12 protein-coding genes, 2 tRNA genes and 1 pseudogene are annotated in these 19824 nt (G+C 43.1%); 4 read left to right on the forward strand and 11 right to left on the reverse strand.

The annotated features are described in order from the left end of the window. Positions 1-228: 228 nt before the first annotated feature. A complete protein-coding gene (locus QVP90_RS09870; RefSeq protein WP_264380787.1) occupies positions 229-1512 on the forward strand; it encodes a rhamnogalacturonan acetylesterase in 1284 nt (427 codons plus the stop codon). 201 nt (positions 1513-1713) lie between these two features. Here the strand turns inward: QVP90_RS09870 and QVP90_RS09875 are convergent. The 6 genes and pseudogenes from QVP90_RS09875 to QVP90_RS09900 all read right to left on the reverse strand — a co-directional run bounded on the left by QVP90_RS09875 (position 1714) and on the right by QVP90_RS09900 (position 11469). After that, positions 1714-2326: pseudogene (locus QVP90_RS09875) on the reverse strand (iron-containing alcohol dehydrogenase). Between the two features lie 8 nt (positions 2327-2334). Then, positions 2335-5598 carry a DUF4450 domain-containing protein gene (locus QVP90_RS09880; protein ID WP_021936316.1) on the reverse strand — a complete coding sequence of 1088 codons (3264 nt, stop codon included), beginning with the start codon at positions 5596-5598 and terminating at the stop codon, positions 2335-2337. Positions 5599-5749: 151 nt separating this feature from the next. Beyond that, positions 5750-7744 carry a fructose-bisphosphatase class III gene (locus QVP90_RS09885; protein ID WP_005923110.1) on the reverse strand — a complete coding sequence of 665 codons (1995 nt, stop codon included), beginning with the start codon at positions 7742-7744 and terminating at the stop codon, positions 5750-5752. 114 nt (positions 7745-7858) lie between these two features. Further along, entirely contained in the window at positions 7859-9523 is a 1665-nt protein-coding gene (locus QVP90_RS09890) for a putative transporter (protein ID WP_005923113.1), read from the reverse strand. A 70-nt stretch (positions 9524-9593) separates the two neighbouring features. Next, positions 9594-10946 carry an MATE family efflux transporter gene (locus tag QVP90_RS09895; protein ID WP_021936317.1) on the reverse strand — a complete coding sequence of 451 codons (1353 nt, stop codon included), beginning with the start codon at positions 10944-10946 and terminating at the stop codon, positions 9594-9596. Between the two features lie 79 nt (positions 10947-11025). Beyond that, positions 11026-11469 (reverse strand): hypothetical protein, encoded by a 444-nt coding sequence (locus QVP90_RS09900; RefSeq protein WP_021936318.1) that lies wholly within the window; start codon positions 11467-11469, stop codon positions 11026-11028. A 641-nt stretch (positions 11470-12110) separates the two neighbouring features. On the opposite strand from QVP90_RS09900, the gene QVP90_RS09905 reads away from it, so the two are divergent. The 3 genes from QVP90_RS09905 to QVP90_RS09915 all read left to right on the forward strand — a co-directional run bounded on the left by QVP90_RS09905 (position 12111) and on the right by QVP90_RS09915 (position 13529). Continuing rightward, a tRNA-Ser gene (locus QVP90_RS09905) sits at positions 12111-12197 on the forward strand. A 65-nt stretch (positions 12198-12262) separates the two neighbouring features. Then, positions 12263-12334 (forward strand) — tRNA-Glu (locus QVP90_RS09910). A gap of 613 nt (positions 12335-12947) precedes the next feature. Then, entirely contained in the window at positions 12948-13529 is a 582-nt protein-coding gene (locus tag QVP90_RS09915) for a Crp/Fnr family transcriptional regulator (RefSeq protein ID WP_005923124.1), read from the forward strand. A 6-nt stretch (positions 13530-13535) separates the two neighbouring features. On the opposite strand, the gene QVP90_RS09920 is transcribed toward QVP90_RS09915, so the two are convergent. The 5 genes from QVP90_RS09920 to QVP90_RS09940 form a co-directional block, all read right to left on the reverse strand. After that, on the reverse strand, positions 13536-14417 hold the full coding sequence (locus QVP90_RS09920) for an AraC family transcriptional regulator (protein ID WP_005923127.1): 882 nt from the start codon (positions 14415-14417) through the stop codon (positions 13536-13538). Positions 14418-14656: 239 nt separating this feature from the next. After that, positions 14657-16990: a TonB-dependent receptor gene (locus QVP90_RS09925; RefSeq protein ID WP_221656929.1), complete on the reverse strand. Its 2334-nt coding sequence runs from the start codon at positions 16988-16990 to the stop codon at positions 14657-14659. Between the two features lie 54 nt (positions 16991-17044). Continuing rightward, the gene (locus QVP90_RS09930; protein WP_005923129.1) at positions 17045-17386 is read right to left on the reverse strand and encodes a hypothetical protein; all 342 of its coding nucleotides are present in this window, start codon (positions 17384-17386) and stop codon (positions 17045-17047) included. Between the two features lie 94 nt (positions 17387-17480). Beyond that, a complete protein-coding gene (locus QVP90_RS09935; RefSeq protein WP_005923130.1) occupies positions 17481-17948 on the reverse strand; it encodes a GAF domain-containing protein in 468 nt (155 codons plus the stop codon). 128 nt (positions 17949-18076) lie between these two features. Further along, positions 18077-19819, reverse strand: coding sequence for a bifunctional metallophosphatase/5'-nucleotidase (locus QVP90_RS09940; protein ID WP_441293875.1), 1743 nt, complete (start codon positions 19817-19819; stop codon positions 18077-18079). Positions 19820-19824 lie beyond the last annotated feature (5 nt).

Below are 19824 nucleotides of genomic sequence, written 5' to 3' on the forward strand. Positions count from 1 at the left end.
TTTTACGTTGACCCCGGATCAACGCAACATCAGGGGTCAACGTAAAAAAACATCAGCTCAGTTTGAAAATCCCTGCATTGAAAAAGCACATTAAATACTTTTTCCATCATATAGAATAGTACAATATTCGAAACTTATTTTTCACAGCAATTCAGTATTCCTTTTAACAATAAAATATTGTAAATTAGCACTTTCATTACAGAAAGTCTTTTTCAATATTATATTATCATGAGAATACATAAAAACATTTCTATTTTGACAGTTGGATTATTCACTGTCTTAACAAGTACGGCACAAAACTATAAATTCGATTTCAGGCAAGAAAAAAGCACAAAAGAAGGTTACATTAAAGTTACCCCTACCGATCTCTTTTCGGAAAGTAAAGGATACGGCTATGACTTGCAGCCAGTATCGACCTCCTCAGATACAGCTCCTTTTTTCTTTTCCGTACAAATTCCCGATGGAAATTATAGAATAACAGTACTGTTAGGATCCGGTAAGAAGAGAGGAGAAACTACCATAAGAGGCGAATCGCGTCGTTTGTTCTTTGAGAACATTAAAAGCGAGAAAGGAGAAATGATACCTTGCATATTTACCATCAATAAGCGAAACACCCGTATTTCGGACACCGAGCAAGTACGCATCAAACCTCGTGAAAAACGCAAACTGAACTGGGACGATAAGCTGACATTAGAATTTAATGGAAAATCACCTTGCGTATCGGAATTAACGATAGAGAGAACGGACAATGTCCCCACTGTCTTTTTATGCGGAAATTCTACAGTAGTAGACCAGGATAATGAACCTTGGGGAAGTTGGGGACAAATGATTCCACGTTTTTTCAATGAAAATATCTGCTTTGCCAATTATGCCGAATCCGGAGAAAGCGCCAATACATTCATTGCAGCCAAACGCTTGAAAAAGGCACTAACCAAAATGAAGCCCGGAGACTATGTGTTCATGGAGTTCGGCCATAATGACCAAAAGCAGAAAGGACCCGGGAAAGGAGCATTCTATTCTTATATGACCAGCCTGAAAACCTTTATAGACGAAACCCGTGCACACGGGGCACATCCCGTATTGGTCACCCCGACCCAACGTCGCAGTTTCGGAGCAGACGGTAAAATACAAGACACACACGAGGATTATCCGGATGCCATGCGTTGGCTGGCCGCCAAAGAGAACGTTCCTTTAATAGACTTGAACGAAATGACCCGCACCCTATACGAAGCCATGGGAGTAGAAGCCTCAAAGAAAGCTTTCGTACACTATCCGGCAGGTACTTATCCGGGACAAGATAAAGCTTTGGAAGACAATACCCATTTCAACCCCTATGGTGCATATCAGATTGCCAAATGTGTGATCGAAGGGATGAAGAAAGCAGAAATTGACCTTATTCAATACCTGAGGGAAGATTACCAGCCTTACGATCCGGCACATCCGGACGCTGTGGAAAACTTTCATTGGAATGACAGTCCGTTTACAGAAATAGAAAAACCGGACGGCAACTAAAACCGTGAAACTTCACAAAAACAGGAACCAAGAAAATGCCCCTTTCAATAGAATCACCCATGCCACAGTCAAATAGAACTGCACTCCTAAAGTTTTATATCCAACTTTTACAGCGCAGTTAAAACTGTGGTATGGGTGATTTTAAATTTAATAGAAATGTTGGTTACACTCTTTTTAAGCGGAATACCGGTACCCGGAACTTTAAAAAGCCTTCCGATAAATAGCTTCAATATCTTCTATAGAGGTGGGACGCGGATTACCTCCGGTACATACATCATTAAAAGCAGCTACGGCCAATGCCGGAATATCTTCTTCTTTGACATTGATTTCATGCAGTTTCTGAGGAATATCGATGCTTACCGAAAGGGTTCTCACTGCATCGATAGCTGCCTGCACCCCTTCTGCCTCCGTCATGCCATCCGTATTTACTCCCATCGCCCCGGCAATCCGGATGTATTTCGAAGCAGCCGGAGATTCCGCGTTATACTCCATGACATACGGTAACAGCAAAGCATTGGATGGAAGAGCCTCCACCTAACGCTACAATAAAATCGGCACCCGACGCCTTGTAGGCAGCTACTCCGTTCTGCACATTGGCAATGGTCGGATTGGCTTTCACATCACTGTAAAGCTCATAGGGGATATTATTAGCTTCGAATACTTTCATTACTTCGGCAGCTACGCCAAACCTGATCAGATCTTTGTCGGTCACAAAGAAAGCTTTCTTGAATCCACAACGGGCGGCTTCCACAGCGATCACGCTACGGCAGCCAGCACCGAAATAGGATGTTTCGTTTAATACAATGCGGTTCATCCATTCTTTTATTTTTGTAAGGTAATTCCCATTAAGCCGATAACGACATCATTGGATACGGTCTCCAAGGTTATACACTTCAAATCCTTATCCGGATTCAATGGCATATCGAGCAGTATCCCCGCACCCCCATCGATCGGGCGTCCGTATACTCCAGTTATATTCAAATCTTTTTCAAGATTATTACTGACCAATCCTGATTTAAGATGTAGACGATACGGACGAGGAGATTGGAGCCGGAAAGCCATACCATCGACATAAAAGTCCTGTTCGATCGGACACCAGTTTTCCGGATTGACAAGTTCTAAAGTCTCTGCGGTTCCATCTGCATAATGCACACGAACAACCCCATTGACAATATGACATTGCATATGGTTCGTACTACCGGCCATCAACAGATAGGCACGGGAAGCTCTGCCCGTAAGAGGTATCGACAGACTATCCGGATAATTATCCCACAAGGAGGTGAAAGCGATGTTATTTCCTTTTTCCGGTGTACGGAACGATACTCCTAAATTAGTAGACAGCAGCCCGTCACGTACCAATGCTCTCATGCCGGAATCATCGATATCCGCCGTCAACGTGGGATGACACCACTCTCCAATTCCCTGTTTCGGAAGTTGCAAAGTAGTGTAAGGAGAACGGGGAGAAAGATACTCATTACGATAAATATCGGTAACCGAAGCATTGAATGCCGAAGTGATATCGATTGGTTCGCACAAATCCGCCTTTACATGAGTGAACGGGAGAACGGCCGGCATCATCTCCTGCTTTATATTTACATTCACCGGTTGCCACCATTTCATTTCCTCTTGTTCTACCAATACAAAAAAAGTATGATGCCCCGTTTGACTGGAAATCCGAGCCGCTAACCGTTTTTTATCTACAGTAGGATCAACAAGTATCCCTTGAGGATCATAAAATTTATCATAAACAGTGCCTTCCAAAGCCGTCAAGGAAAAGTCTTGTCCGGGATGTACTTCCAACGGCTCCTGAGAAAACCTCCGAAGGGAAGCACCGCTCCAGATAATTTCAACAACCGTCTCCCCGGCAGCAGGTGCCGTGACAGCCATCACCGGACAGCCCGAAGCGGATTCTACAAATGCCCATTTGGCAGAAATGCCGTTTACCTTCACCGACTCGATTCTCTCTTTAAAAGCATTTATCTGTAAACTCAGCTCCATCGGATTGGCAAAATGCTGTTTGACCGTATAAATATCCCGCATTCCCTCACGACGGAAACGGTAAGATAAATCGGGAGTGGCAAGAGACGCTTTATCCCATTCTGCCGGAAACCCGGGACGAATCACCAACTTGTCATTCAGAGCATCGGGCAGAATCCCGAATAATCCCTGAATAAGAAGCCGGGAAGCAACCCCTACCGGATCACCGAAATCACGATAACACTCCCCACGGGCGGCATCATAAAAACTAATCTGCCCGAAATTGCCCGGACTATCACCGATGTACATACCGTCGAGGACAGAACTCTTCATCAGCTTATATCCGGCTTCCGGACGCCCTGCCTGAAAATAGGCCAGTGCCGTATGCATCACCTCTGCAAAAGCTACGTTATTGACGCTCCATGAGTAAGGCAACCAGTTGGTCGTAGCAATGGTGGCATACCCTTTTTCTTCCAAGCCGTTGGCACGAACAGGGATATGAGGAATTTCCGTATCGACATAACGGGTGGCCTGATAGGCTTGAAAAGGGTCGGCCACTTCACTATCGAGGGCATGATAGATGGTCCACACTCCGGCAGACTCATGCAAACGGCGATGCCCCATATAATCCTGATATTCGGCCCAATGTCCTCTATCAGACAACCATAAACGTGCATTAAGAGCCCGTAATATCTTCCCGGCTTCTTCCCGGTAAGGCGTAGGGTCTTCACCGATTTTTTCGGCAATAACAGCCGCCATCTTATTGGCACGGTAATTATAGGCAGAAGAATGAGTGACGGCACCACTGTTGTAATAAAGAGCATCACTGGCCCAGATACATGCATAAGCATCATAAAGCCCGTCATTATCGGGATCGTAATTCAACTTCTCCCATGCCAGATGGCGGACGAGCACCGGCCACATCTGGCGGGCATACTCCAAATCTCCCGTCCAGTTGAAATGCCAAAGCAGTTCGTCTATATAGCAAAGATTCATGTCGTAATGATGCATCTGGGTATTGTTGCGGGGATTACGGCAAATATACCCATTGCTGTATTGGGGAGTCCCCCACCGCTTTTCCGAACGGGCCAGATTAAGGACGGAATCCTGTGCCGGATGAGGTATCGTGTTGGGAACCTCTGTGACTTGGCTGGCCGCATAGGCATCAAAATGCGTACGGGCCCGATCGTGCCAGCCTAAAGCATCCCCTGTATAAGCAGCGCGCCAACCACTTAGCGGCATACGCCAACCTACCGCACCATGCAACCAGACTTGCCCATCCCAAATTCCATCGGCAGCAAGGGCAAGAGCCCCTCCCAGCGTATTCAAATAAGCATCCGGCGTTTCTATCCGGATACGGGAAGCCAATTCCGCACGAACCTTTTCCGCCTTTTCATACAAGCGGCTTCCCTCTTTCTTGCCAAGCATTTTAATAGAGAAATCCCGGAACAGCAGATAAGCAACCCCATTTTTCAGACGCATATCACAAGTCTCCACTTGCTGCGGATTCTCCGGTGCTTCGAAACTATCGGCCGGATCGGCACCCATATCGCCATTACGATTCAGACGGTGTGCCTTGATCTCCGACATAACGGCCGTAAGCACCGACTGAGAAGAGAAACCGACCGGTTCCAGCTTCCAGATAGCCCCATCAACATCCGGCAATGCCAAAGCAGAGATACGAAGTTCTCCTTTTCCCCAAGCCGGGTCAGTGAGATGATAACTCCGGCGCCCGGGCGTATAGCGGGCTTCACAATAACCTACAGAATCGAGCATGGCCGAGTAACCACCGGGCATGGAAATCCTGAAACGGATATTCTTACTGTTCCGTTTATCATAAGTGGCAAATACAGGCCGGTCACTCGTTTCCAACCGGAAAGGAGACCAACTGCCATATAAAGCACGTGTATAACGATTCTTACCATTGACACAAACAAAATCATCCCCCTCCGGATAATATTGCAAACTGCGGGATGCTCCCCGTTTATGATCATTATAAGAAGTGGATTCTATAAAATCTCCGATTCGCTTTACCGGCTTCTGCGCACACACGCATCCGGCCGACAAACCGAAACAACTTAATAAAAAGAAAGATAAATAACGATTCATGATTAATAATTATTCAATAGGAACGAAGCCTCTCCCCAACCCTCTCCGTAGGAGAGGGAGCTGAGTCAGCTTCAGTAATCAATTAACAAATAAATAGTAGCATTTCTTCCTCCCTCTCCCACGGAGAGGGCTGGGGAGAGGCTTTCCCTTTTTACTGCTTTTCCTTTATCAACCCCGTCCTATACGCCACCAGCAATTTTTTCAAATCCTGGATTTGCGTTACCAATTCTTTTCCCTTATCCGTATCTTTCACCATCATACGTTGAGAATTAAACTCGATTACAAAAGTGGTCGATTTGATATCCTGCCCCTCTTCTATGGCTTTCTGTGTAGACTGAAACGGTTCATGCTGCACTAATTGCAGGCCGTGGGAGTGATAAACCAATGTATATCCGGCAATACCGGTTTCCGGTTGATAGGCTTTCGAGAACCCGCCATCGATCACAAGCAGCTTGCCTCCCGCTTTCATCGGCTGTTCGCCTTTGATCGTTTTTACGGGTACATGCCCGTTGATAATATGAGTATGCACACCGGTAACTCCAAATTCTTCTAAAATCCGGTCGCATATTTTTTCATTATCACGCAGCGTATAATAATATCCCTTCTTCTCTTTATGCAGTGCCTTGTCCGCAATGAAATAACGCTCAAAGGTTGCCATCTTGTCTTTATCGAACGACGGGGCATCCGGCCCACACCACATATACCAGATATAATCCATGGCGAAAAGTTTTTCTTCATCGCCGTCTTCGTCAAAATAAGCAGTACGGATCAGCTGGTCGATCTTGTCCATCAGTTTCTTACCCCAATATTCCTTTCCTCGGATATTGACACGCTTGAAACTGCCATCCTCGTTCAAAGGCACGGAAGCATGATACAAAAGGTTAGAATTACATACCAGATACATGCCGCCATAGGTAAACAGACAACGCATGTGCTTTTTCAGCTTTTCACTATTCATGAACGAATAGTGCAACTTATCTACCAGTTCTTTTTCTTCATCCGTCAGGCGATACGGATCTTTCGGATCTACTGTCGGGAAGTTCGTATCACGCATCTCGTACTCCTTACCTTCATAGACAAAAACGCCACGCTCAAAATCGATCTTCTCCAACAGCTTCCGGTTCTCCATGCCAAATTCCGGACGGCGATTGATGATATCCGCTTCCAGTTTAAACTGAATAATCGTAATCGCCTTGTGCATCTGCGTGATGAGCCGCAAAGTCTTTTCGTTATAAGCAGAATCCGCAAAGTTCATTTTAGGAGCGAAAATAGTACAAGGATCATCGGCATAAGTATCCATGGCAAATGTAGCCAAGGGAAGAAGATTGATGCCGTATCCGTCTTCGAGCGTACCTAAGTTTCCATAACGCATGGACATACGGATGACATTTGCCATACAACTCGTATTGCCGGATGCAGCACCCATCCAGAGGATGTCGTGATTCCCCCATTGAATATCGAAATTGTGATAATCGCACAAGGTATCCATAATGATATGTGCACCGGGACCACGGTCATAGATATCTCCCACAATGTGCAGTGAGTCGATCGTGAGGCGCTGAATCAAATTGCACATGGCAATAATAAAGGCATCTGCCCGCTTGGTGGTAATGATCGTACTGATAATTACATTGATATAGGCATGCTTGTTGGGTTCGATGCTCGATTCGTGCAACAGTTCCTGGATGATATATGAGAACTCTTTAGGCAAGGACTTACGCACTTTGGAACGGGTGTACTTGGAAGATACGTTCTGGCATACCTTCACCAATTGGTTAAGGGTGATCAGATACCAATCGTCAAGGTCTTTCTCCCGCGCCTTGACCAGTTGCAGTTTCTCTTCGGGATAATAAATCAGCGTACTGATCTCTTTCTTCTCCGACTCACGGAGCGTATTGCCGAAAATTTCGTTGACTTTTCGCTTCACCGCGCCGGAAGCATTCTTCAATACATGCTGAAACGCTTCATATTCACCGTGAATGTCTGTCAGAAAATGCTCGGTGCCTTTGGGAAGATTCAAAATTGCTTCAAGGTTAATGATTTCCGTGCTGGCATCAGCAATGGTGGGAAAACTACGCGACAGCAATTGCAGGTAACGCAAGTCACTAATAATGCTTTCAGGGGTTATATTACTTTGGGCAGTCATTATATTTACGATTGAACGATTTACTATTTACAATTGAAATTACTTCTATATGGTTCTTGTTTTTCCGTTTTTTTATTCTTTCGCCATTACAGTGCGGCAATTATCAACACGGTTTCAGCCCAACAGGAACATGAGCAATATCTGGGCGATTATTACACGCAAAAACATGCACAACGGATACACTGTGGCATAAGCAACCGAGGGATTATCTCCCGGAATGGTATCATTCACATAATTCAAAGCCATCGGATTGGCCATGCTTCCACATAGCATACCGGAAACCGAGCCGAAATCTATTTTCATTATCTTAAAGGCAACGGCTCCCACGATTACCGTAGGAATAATAGTCAATCCGGCACCAAGACCAATCCATAACAGCCCTTCGGGACGAAATACAGTATCGAAGAAATGCGCTCCTGCGTCCAGTCCAAGACAAGCCAGATACATGGATAATCCTAATGCACGAAGCATCAGATTGGCACTGCGAGTGGTATAGGTAATCATATGCATACGCGGCCCGAATGTACCGATAAGGATACCTACAATGATAGGACCACCCGCCAAACCTAACTTCACCGGAGCACTGACGCCCGGAATGGAGATCGGAATGGCTCCAAGGGCCAATCCTAAAATGATACCGATAAATACAGCGACCAGATTCGGTTCTTTCAAACTCTTCACTGCATTACCCAAAACCTTTTCTACATTTTGAATAGCGGCCGCCTCTCCTACCACGGTCAGCCGGTCGCCTAATTGCAACGTCAGTTCCGGAGTAGCAAGCAATTGCACGCCCGACCGATAGACGCGGCTGATATTAATGCCGTAATGGTTGCGCAAACGGAGCGCACCTAATTTTTTACCATTCAGTTCGGGGCGAGTCACTACGATACGTTGTGAGATGAGCTGACTGTCGATGGCATTCCAATCGATGTCTTCCTTATTCCAATCCGTATTTTCCTGTTCGCCGAAGAGGACGGTCAGTGCCAGTGCATCTTTCTCGGAAGTAACGACCAGCAAGCGGTCTCCCTCTTTTAAAATCTTTTCAGAGGTGGGAATACTTACATTGCCATCCCGCCACAAACGGGAAATCACAAACTTGGGATAGCTCATGTGAGCAATATCTTTAATGCTCTTATTAAAAATGGCCGGATTGTGCACTTGAAAAGCAGCAATATATGTTTTATTGTTATCGTCTTTCTCCTTGACTTCCAGATCTTGCTTACGCACCAGCGCTTTGCGAATAAGCAATACGGCAAGAATCACCCCGATCACCCCTAACGGATAAGCCACTGCACACCCCAAAGCGGGAGTACTGCTTTCCATGCCCATCTGCTTCAAGGTTTGTTGCGCCGCACCCAAGGCAGGGGTGTTGGTAGTGGCACCGCAAAGAATGCCCACCATATTCGGCAGAGAAACGCCGGTCGTATAGCTACATATCACCGTAAGCAATGTGCCCAGCAGCACTACTGCAAGCGCCAGCATATTCAACGTTACTCCACCTTTACGAAAAGAACTGAAGAAACCCGGACCGACCTGCAACCCCAAAGCATAAACAAAGATGATAAGGCCGAAACTTTCTGCATAGTTCAGCATCTGTGCATCTACCGAAAGACCGAAATGACCGGCAAGAATGCCGGCAAAAAACACGAAAGTCACTCCAAGGGATATACCGCAGATATGTATTTTGCCCAACCCCAACCCGATGGCGGATATTAGTGAAAGTACGACTACGGCCTGCAAAGCAGAATGCTCGATGAATAGACTATATAACCATTCCATAAATAATAATTATTCGACGCGTACCGATTGGCAGACGGACGCGCTATTTCGCTGCAAAGATAGGAACATTTTATGCCTGTACAAAACTTTTATGTACCCATTTCATGCTATACCAACGACGGACAAAAATAATTCCCCGGATGTTTTCGTCCAGTAAAAAAGCAACCCACATTCCACACAATCCCCAAGCCCAGTGAACACCAAACAGATAACCTCCGCCTACTGCCACGCTCCACATTACGATCAACCCCACATAGAAAGGGTAATTCACATCGCCTGCCGCCCGTAGCGCATTAGTGGCAAAAATGTTGATGGGGCGCCCTATCTCGAGAACGGTATCTATGATAAGCACAATAACTCCCATACGGATAATATCGGGATTAACAGTCAGCCAACTCAGAATGGTATGTCCGAAAACGGCAAGGATACAAGAGAGAATAAAAGTAATCATCACCGATTTTTTCATGACATACTTTCCTAACAGAAAAGCGGCACGGGGCTTCTTCTCCCCTATCAAATGGCCGATGCAGATAGCCCCTCCCTGAGCCATCGAAATACTAAACAGATAGACAAACATTATAATATTGACGCAATAGGTACGGGTGGCCAACGCTTCAACTCCCAACATATTAATAAAAAAAGTGATTACCACTTGCGAAGAGCTATAAGAAAGCTGTTCGCCGGCCGAGGGTAACCCGACTTTCATCAGATTTCTCAGCTCTATCCAGGGGAAAGGCCGGAAATAGGCCAACGGAAAGCGATGGATATGTTTGCGGAAAAGGATTATAAATAAAATCACCATCGATACTCCCCGACTGAATGCCGTCGAGATAGCAGCCCCTTCTACTCCAAGTTCGGGAAAACCGAACTTACCGAAAATCAATGAATAATTTCCTATGATATTGAGAATATTGACAACCACCGTCACAAGCATCGGATAAATGGCCTTGTTCGCACTGCGGAGGGATGCAGACAAAGTGAGAGATATCGCCTGAAAGAAAGCAAAAGCACCAACAATACGCATATAATCGGCTCCATCGGCCATCAATTCCGGGCCAAGCCCCATCCATCCGAGTATAGTAGTATTCATTAAACAGAGGAAAAGGCTGATAACTCCCCCTACAACCAGATTCACCAACAATGAGACACCTACTACCTGCACTACCTTTTTCTGGAGTTTGGCACCCAAATACTGGGAACATAAAACGGACGTCCCCAAATTGATTACCTCAAACACCAGGAATGTCAACATGATAATCTGATTGACAACTCCAACCGCAGCAACGCTGCTATCGGAATGACGGCTCAACATGATGGTATCCACCGCACCAAGCATCATTATCAGCAATGTCTCTACAAAGATAGGAGCAGCCAGCTTGACCAGCCTTCTCTTTACGCTCTCCTGTTGTATTCTGTGTGTCACCTTTACCCTTTATTTTCGGGGTGCAAAGGTATTCAAAATCAATGGAACTGTAAATTGATTTACGTCAAATAAACAACGGTCATCTCCCCCTGAATACCACATAATTATCCCAACCATCCCAATAGCCGGTTAATTGATTCCCCCAGATTCTTACTTCATCCAGATAGGAAATATCATTCGGAGCATACATCATGCGAAGAGATGATTGTGACGAGTCTTCCCAATTCCATCTGAAACGGTATTCATTTTCAGATATTCCACCATTGGGATATTGTACACGAATATAATCGATCCCGGTCCTGTCCAGATAAAAATCGATCTCCTGACGGCAGTAGTAACCATCTATATTATAATAAGATCTTACCCAAGTACGACTGCACAACTCACGCGACTTGTTGTAATAACCGCCACCTATGTTATCATCGTCATAAAAGCCATCGATTGCCACTTCACAAGCAGCCAGACTTACCATAGCCAAAACCAATAGTACCGATTTAAAATATTTCAAAGCTTTTGTTTTCATAATCTTTCTTTTTAAAGTGTTTCGTATAAAACAAAAGTAGGTAAAGGTTTGATCTCTGAAAAAAGAAAAATCCTACTTTTAGCGGGGGAATAACCTAATCTTAAGCGGGAATTCTCCCTTTTCTGCCACAAAGGGTTAAGAAGACCGTATAAAATCTTAATTTATATTATAATACAGTGATTTACAGTCCGATTATTTGCTATTCTATAGAAAGTATGTATATTTGCAATGTGTTTTTCATAGTATTAGATTTAAGGTTAACAAAAGATTGGCTGTCTGGGATAGATAGCCTTTTTTTATGCCTGTAAAATACTTATTTTTTAGATGAGTATAGCAATTATAAAGACAGAGCAGAGTACCCATCGCTTATAAACACCATTACTAAAAGAAGAAAATAGATAGTTTACAACTCCAACCTATAAATTATTTTTTCTTTAAACAGTCTTTCTTCTCATATTATCAATAAGCTCCTCCCACCCATCATAAAAAACAACTAAAAAAAATTCACTGTTTAACATTTGAAACATAGACAATTAACGATAATCAGAAAAAATAGTAGAAAAAAATCTTTCAAAAAGTTTTGCATAGTCCAAAACTTCCCCCTATATTTGCACCGCATTTGAGAGAGAATGCGGGTTCAAGGAAGTTTGGGTGAGTGGCTGAAACCACCAGTTTGCTAAACTGACGTACGGGTAACCGTACCGGGGGTTCGAATCCCCCAGCTTCCGCAAAATTCTCAAAAGAACAAAAAAGAGCTAAGTTATAAAACTTGGCTCTTTTTAAATCTCAAATCGGTGGGTTCGTCTAACGGTTAGGACACATGCCTCTCACGCATGTAATACGAGTTCGATTCTCGTACCCACTACAAAATGAAAATCAGCCCTTTAGTTAACTAAGGGGCTTTTTTATTATATCTATTTTCCAATATATCACTCGTATTCTATTGAATTCCGGTTTACTCTATTAAATTTGATGGCAAATAAAATCTTACGATAACCACTAAACAAAAAGAGGAGCCATTATTAAAAACAGCCCCTCTTTAACGATAATTTCAATCAAGTCCTAATTAAAAGCAAGTATGGAGATAGCTTTAAAAACCCCATACACTGCCGGCATTGTTATTTGTCCGTTCAATAAACCAGACAAATACACTTTTTACCTTTTTCATAACTAATAATTTAACTAATACCTAAAACTAACTGTTTTTAATCAAAAAGGGGAACAATCAATGTAACATTACATATCCCCAAATCATCGGATCAGCTTGTCCGATTTTACCTAACAATCTAATTACCTTTTTCATAACTAATCTTATATTTGTGTGTACCTTTTGAAAACGATGCAAATGTAACCGGTCTGAAAATAAAACGAATTGATCTAAAGCAAAAACAAATCTTTTTATCCCTATTTATTGATTTACGTCAAGCGTTTTTGTACTTTTGCAAACACAACCCAATAATAAGATATCAGAAGACGCTATGGACATATTAAAAGAAACAGTAGACGCTGTAGTTAATTCCAGATTTCCAGAAATGAGTAAAGAAGGACGCCAGCAACTGGCAGAAGTCTTGATACGCAAAAATGTAAATAAAGGTGAGATTATCCTGAACGAGGGACAAATAGCACACGATCTGATATTTGTAGGGAAAGGTATGGTTCGCCAATTTTATTATAAAAATGGTAAAGACGTGACCGAACACTTCTCTTATGAAGGTTGTATAGTGATGTGCATCGAAAGTCTTCTCAAGCAAGAGCCCACCCGGCTGATGGTGGAAGCATTGGAACAATCGGTTATATATCTTTTTCCTTATACAGTATTGCAAAAATTACTGGAAACATGCCCGGAGATCAATCTGTTCTACAGAAAGGTGCTGGAATATTCATTGATCGTTTCACAAGTAAAAGCGGACTCCTGGCGTTTTGAAACGGCAAGAGAACGCTATAATTTATTGCTCGAACATCATCCGGAAATTATCAAGCGTGCACCTCTGTCACACATTGCTTCGTACCTGCTGATGACTCCGGAAACATTGAGCCGGGTTCGTTCGGGAGTATTATAAGCTTGCTTAGCTCCGCCTGTATTCTTTAGGAGACATACCTACATAATGCTTGAAGTATTTACCAAAGAAAGACTGATTGGCAAAATGGAGGTATTCGGCTATTTCCTGTACACTCATTTCAGAGGACTTCAATAAGGCACGAGCTTCCAAAATTACAAAATTATCAATCCACTCACCGGCCGTCTTGCCACTCACCTCTTTCACCACACCCGAAAGATGTTTAGGAGTAAGACACAGTTTATTGGCATAAAACGTCACCGAACGATCTATTTTATAATTGGCGGAAACTTCACGCATAAATTTCTCAAAAAGCTCTTCCTTCCGGCTCTTAGGGCGAATCTCATTCGCAGGCATGTGCTTGCGGCAAAAATTATAGATATCATAGAACATAGCAGCAATAATACCTTTCGCTATCTCCTTACGGAATGCATTATCTCTCATCTTTACTTTTTTCCATAAAAAAGAGTGATATTCCATCATACACTCCTGCTCCTCTTTGTTCAGAGGGATACAAGGGTGTTCTTTGATATAAAACATAAAAGAGAGCAGTTCTTTCATTTGTGTAAAAGTCCGGTCGATAAACTGTGGTGAGACAGCAATAAAAACACCGGAAAAGTCATCGCTTCTACCTAAACTTTGAATAATCTGCTCAGGAAGGGTCATCAATAAATTGCCGGCAGTCAGTTTGTATTCCTGCAAATTTATGCAAACGGTACCTTCACCGGCAAGACAAACCGCTATTACGGCCGCATTTATACGGTTTGGATATTCATCCATAGGAATATCCCAAGCATCGTTGAATATAGCAAAATCATTGTCTATAAAATCTATCTTCCGCAGTCCGTGCTCAGAAGAGATGTTCACTTGTGGGATTACTTCATTATCCATTTTATCGTATTTTTTCGCAAATATATATATAAATTCCATTAATACTATCCCATTTCTCCATTTATTAGGAAATCTGAACAATCCTAAAGATAAATTCTTTATTATCCTCTATACAATGTTCATTTTCTGATTCTTAAATAAAAAAGTGCGATGCATTCACAAGAGAATGACATCGCACTTTTCACTGGCCTGCATTACCTTTTTTGAGAATCATGCAGAAAATATCCTATCGGCATAAATCAATTCGTTATCTTAACGCCGATAAAATAAGTCCTCGGTTGCGTGGGGCCATAAAAATAGCCGGAATCACGAAATTCACCCTTATCCAGATCTTTCTGGAAACTATTAAAGATATTCTGTACCCCTGCATTCAGTTGTAATTTGATGTGGTCATGCAATATAAAGGTATAATTCAGTTTCAGATTAAGATCAAAGAACTGGGGAGTATTCTCCATACGGTCTTCATCAATATAACCGGCCATATGAGGCACAATCATTTTCCCGGTATAAGTACCCGACAAAGAAAAATCAAAATGATTCGTCGGTGCAGAAGTAAAAGTGAAATATCCGTAATAATCCGGAGTACGAGGCATACGACGGGTAGTCAGATTGGGAAGCCCCTCCTCAGTTTCCTCACGCCACACTACATCCCGGGTATAGCGGCTACGTTGCGCCGTAAATCCTAACTGGAATTGCGCTTCACGTCCGTGGGCAATCTTTGCATCGAGGTTTGCACCGTACACACGGGCACCATGTGCGTTACGGCGTTCTTTAATTATATCTCCGTTTTCATCCTCACCGATATTAGTAAGCATGAATACATGACGCAAATCCGTATAAAATCCTTCAAGCAGAATATTCGCCTGCCAGTGCCCGATTGGTAAAGTCCAGTCCACAGAGCCACTATAACTGTTAGAACGTTCTTCACGAAGGTTATCGGCCAGTTTTATCTGAATGCCCTCACCTCCTACGGCTGTAACATGCAGGTCCTCGTCATAAGCCTGCGGAGCACGGAAACCGGTAGAATAAGTCAGACGTGCCTGAAATTTATCAGTAGGCTTATAAAGCAAGTTCACACGCGGACTAAAAATAAGCTTGTCAATCAGATTATGTTTATCCATACGCAATCCGACGAGCATTGCCAACTGATTCATACGCCACTCGTTTTGGATGAAAGTTCCTGCCACACGGACGTTCTGTTTCATATCACGGTGATAGCCGGTCATAACATCGTGTAACGAGTTGTCTTGATATTCGAAACCACCGGTAAAGGTTGCAGGAGCAAAGAAACAATTATCCATCTGACCTACATACATGCCACCCAACACCCAAGTCAGATCTTTTGTCTTACCATAGGCCTGGGTATTCTGTTGCGCACCGTAATAACTGTTACGATCCGTATGTTGAATAGAGCCATATAAAGACATTTTGTGTTTTGCCTCGTTCCAATAATGATCGTAACTCAAACCACCGCTATTGATAACGTGTTTGGTCTGTTCGGTAATATCCGTTTCATGCGGTTGCAAGTCAAACTTATTCCCACCACGACGGAACTCGTTGGTGGTGTGGTATTCTATATTAATACGGCTATTGTAAGACGGACGGTAGTAAGCACGCATCCCGAAAGTATTCATATTCAGTTTTCCCAATTCGGAAAAGCCGTCTCCATCAGCATCATACGGATTACGGTTGCGATATGTCTCATAAAGAGCAATACCGTAACTATTATCCTTGGCTACCAGCGAGACATTCCCCCCCATGTATTGTTCCCAAGACTTACCGTTCATGTTCGACATCATACTGGATACCTGAAAAGAGTTGCTGACAGGATCTTTTGTGATAATATTAATCGTTCCTCCCACGGCATTGGCACCAAACAAAGCCGACCCGCCGCCACGCACGACTTCTACCCGCTCGATCATATTTACCGGAATCTGTTCCAGTCCATACACCCCGGAAAGGGCACTGATAATCGGACGGCTATTTATCAATATCTGAGAATAAGGTCCCTCCAGACCATTGATACGCACTTGCGGAAAGCCACAGTTCTGACAGTTGTTTTCCACGCGAAGCCCGGACTGAAAATTCAACGACTTTGCAAGATCAGTAGAATTTACCGCCTCAAAAAGTTTGGCGCTCATCACATTGACCACTACGGGAGCCTCACGACGGTTCACTTCATTGCGATTGGCCGATACAACAACTTCATCAGTCATAAAACTTTCCTCTTCCATCTGAAAATGGAGAACGGCCGTAAAATCCTTGCTGACTGTCACACTCTTTTGCTGAGTCTTATACCCCATCGCCTGTACTTGCAAAGTATATTCACCCGGGGTAAGATGACGAAATTCAAATTGCCCCTCATCATTAGACACCGCCCCCGATGCACGGTATTTATCGGGGACACTTCCTCCGTTATAACTGATAATGCGTATCGTAGCATAAGGGATATTCTCTTCGGTTCCTTTCACAATAACGTGGCCGGAAATCATATTGCCTTCCTTAATAGGATTGACGGCATAAGTAATCATGCTCAGGCACAAAAGCATAAGCAGGATGATAGATTTCTTCATTCTGATATAAAAAAATAGATATGTATAATGTATAAGTAAGAAAAAAATAAATATTTATCCTATTCTTACTACCGGCGGAGCACGAAGAGACACTACACGCATGTGTGTCTCCGGCATAACAGGAATATCCGTTTGCTGCTGCAAGCAGTAAAGCAACGGACGTATCGCTTCTATATGGATAGGCGCATCTGCCTCCAATGAATGAAACGAGGACAGACGGGCAATGATTACAACTTCAATTTTAGAGTGGGTATGTTTGCCATGACTGGGGTGAGAATGTACTACCATGACTCCATTTACATAGTGTACATGGGTAAACATCGTAATGCTCACCTGATACACAATAAATAGCGTCAGCAACAGAAGGGATGATAGAACTCTTTTTACACGTCTCACCTGTTTTATACTCTCTTTGTTTAAAATTGAAAGTGCAAAGATAAGTATTATTTGGAAGGATTTTAAATAAAAAATGACTATTTTAACAATAGATTCATAAATAGCCGCAAAGTTGTTCAAGATATTCTTTATCAATCTCATCGAACATACCCAATAACTCACTATCGATATCCAAAACTCCCCACACTTCACCTTCTTTCATCAAAGGCACTACAATCTCTGATCGTGAAAGAGAACTGCAAGCAATATGTCCCGGAAACGCATCGACATCCGGTATTACCAAAGTCCTCTTTTCCCGCCAAGCCGTCCCGCACACCCCTTTTCCTTTTCGGATACGCGTGCAAGCTATCGGCCCCTGAAAAGGTGCAAGCACCAACTCATCCTCTTTCACCAGATAAAAACCCACCCAAAAGAAATGAAAAGTTTCTTTCAAAGCCGCAGTCACATTAGCCAAATTAGCGATCAGATCTGTCTCTCCCTCAATAAGAGACTTTATCTGGGGTAATAAAGAAGCATACTGTTCTTCCTTGCTACCGGATATAATATTCAAATTCTCAGCCACGCAGTTAGTGATTAATGATTTAGTGATAAGTGATAAGCGATAAATGATTAGTGACAAACGGTTAGTGATAAGTGATTGGCAGGCTGCGTTATGATGCCGAATGACACTAATCACTTATCACAAAATCACTAATCATTAAATAAGTATTTATAGTCTCTTTTTGCCGCCGGCCCCGTCCAGTCTTCAGGAATAAATTTCCATTGATTCAATGCACGGGGATCGAGTGTCCCTTTCTTCTCAATATAATTCATCAGATAGAAACGGAGATCTTTGTCCGTGGAAAAAATAATACGGTCTTTTAATTGTTCTTGGGGGATACCGGCACCTTTAGTCAAAAGTTCTCCTCCCCCATTGCCACGATATGAATTCAAAGCAACTTTATATACTTTATTCAAATCGAACGGTGCGCCATCCGCCATGCTGACAACCGTGATCTTCGCTCCTTTCGGTTTGGTCACATCTACCGTATAGATTATTCCTGCTGCCGAATCAAAATTAAAACTGAAATTTTGAAACGATGCCCGATCTTCCGCTCCTTCGCGACGTTTTTCCTTAAACCACAACAAATGATCTTGCGGAGATTTCATCTGATTGGTCCACATATAATAAGAGTCTTCAAGAATATCCTTGATTTCTTTTCCCGAGAGTGTCATCACATAGAGCATATTCTCATATTTATAAAGATTGAACATATCGCTCACATGAATATCCCCTTTCTTAATCTCCGCATCAAATGATAAAGGAGCAACCAGCGAGATGTCTGCACCGGAAATATCGAGTTGCAGCGAGTGAATGAAATCAACGAAAGCCGACGGACCGAAAAAAGCCGGACGGGTAGAGATGTCTTCGGTAAAAGTCCCTATCTTTTTGGATACGAACTGTTCCACTGTATTGTACTGAGGAGCGAATTTCTGCATGAATTCTTCGCTGACACCATAATTCTTCGTAGCAGAAAGAACCCCTTTTATCTCTTTACTCTGCACTTTCCCGTCTTTCAGCTTTATCGTCACATCAACATTAGACACCACCGCCGCATTGCTTGCCGGATCGATAATCAATACAGAATCTCCTGCCACATTCGCAATCTTTTTGCATTCGCGCGCATGATCATGCCCCATCAATACCATATCAAATCCGGGAACATTCTTCGCAACGCTCAACGATGCATTTTCATTATATTTACCCGACATTAAAAAAGCATCCTGCCCGGCATGAAACAATCCGATAACAAGATCCGGTTTTTCCTTTTCACGGATAATTTTCATCCACTTTTTTGCAGTCTGCTCCATATCATCGAAACGCAGTCCTTTCCATAAATTCTCTGACAGCCATGCAGGAATGGCAGGCGTAATCATGCCCAATACGACTATCTTCACTCCGTCGCGTTCCATCACCTTATAAGGCTTTAAATGAGTTTCACCGGTAGCCGTATCAATAATATTGGCTCCTAATACCGGAAAGTTACATTCACTGATCCAACGGTCGAACACCCGGCGGCCGGTTTCCACATCATGATTCCCCATATTGCCCGCATCATAGCCCATGTAGTTCATCATTTCGGCACAAAGATGAGGCGAAACCGTATCTATATAATTATAATAATAAGCAGTGGGCTGCCCCTGCAAAATATCACCATTGTCCAGCAAAATAAGGTTATCTTTATAAATTTCCCGTTTTTTCCGTACAAAAGCATGAACACGCGCCAAGCTGCCGGCCCAGTCCTTTTGAGTTATAAAATTATAAGGATAATAATTACCGTGTACATCACTGGTCTGTACGATTTTCAGTTTTACTTCACGTTCCTGCGCTGTCAACGACAGAGCAAAGCCAAACAATACGACAAAAATAAAAGCAAACTTTTTCCGAAAAATATCAT

The organism is Bacteroides sp. CAG:189, assembly GCF_000432295.1.
Classification (GTDB): Bacteria; Bacteroidota; Bacteroidia; order Bacteroidales; family Bacteroidaceae; genus Bacteroides; species Bacteroides salyersiae.